The sequence below is a fragment of the Propioniciclava sp. genome (genome assembly GCF_029977985.1).
In the GTDB taxonomy this organism is placed as follows: domain Bacteria; phylum Actinomycetota; class Actinomycetes; order Propionibacteriales; family Propionibacteriaceae; genus Propioniciclava.
On sequence record NZ_JARKOT010000205.1, the window covers coordinates 1 to 1,074 of the forward strand.

Sequence of the window (1,074 nt, forward strand, 5' to 3'; positions counted from 1 at the left end):
GACCGAGGTGGTTCCGTCGGCCACCGCACGCTGCATCAGCGCTTCGCGTTCGGCGGAGACCGCGCCGTTGGCGAACTCGATCGCCCCGATGACAGCGATGCCGACCAGACAGGTGCCGAGCACCAGCACGCGGAACGCCGCAGCGACAACAGGACGGGGTTCGCGCACGGCGTCGAGCAGCGGCCGGGCAGCGAGGACGAGGAGGCCGGCAAAGGTGATGATCGGACCGACGAGGTTGCGTGGCCCGATCGGGGACACCACGAGGAGCGGCCCGAGCATGAGCAAGGTGACGGCCAGGAACCCGAGCCACGCCGCCCGGTCGCCGGGGTCGTGGACGTGACGCATCCCCAGCCACACGACCAGGCCGAGGGCGACCAGCAGCGCAGCCAGGTCGAGGGCGAGGAAACGCGTCGCGCAGGTGTCGACCGCGGCCTCCGGGCAGACGAGCCGATCACCGGCGAACAGGCGGCTGACGAGGGCATAGGCGCCGATCGTGAGCCCACCGACTACCGCGACGGCGTCGCCGCGCCGGGCCGCTCGCCGTGGGGCCGACGTGTCGCGGGGCGTGCCCACGCCGAACCCCAGACCAAGGCTGACCGCGACGAGCAGCACCACCAGCACCGGCACCGAGAAGAGGAAGTTGGCGGTCACCGTCGCGTAGTTGGCGATCATCTTCGCCCACGCCCCGGAGGCCGTCGCGGGGTAGGAGAAGTAGGCGTCCTCGTGGGTGGCCACCTCGCGCAGGCCGGGTGAGGCGAACATGACGACCGTGCCCACGATCGCGCCGAGCGCCCAGCCGGCCAGGGCGTGCGTCGGACGCCGCCGCTGCACCCACGCGAGCAGGACCGCCCCGACCGACAGCCCGAGGACCGCCACCGTCACGTGCTCGACGAACAGGCACGTCACGGCCGACAGGCCCCCGCACCCCACGGCACTGCCCCAGCCGTCGCGGCGGGGCCACCGACCCGCGACCGAAGCCACGAGGAGAACGACGCCGATCAGCGGCGGGACGTAGTTGAAGAAGCCTGCCGACCAGCCGTAACTCTCGCGGAGGACGCCGCCGGGCAGGAGGAA

At 72.4% G+C, this 1,074-nt stretch carries 1 protein-coding gene; it reads right to left on the reverse strand.

The window, feature by feature from the left end:
- Nucleotides 1-1,074, reverse strand: a 1,074-nt coding sequence (locus Q1K57_RS12055; RefSeq protein ID WP_300082956.1) for a hypothetical protein, incomplete at both ends; no start/stop codon positions are given.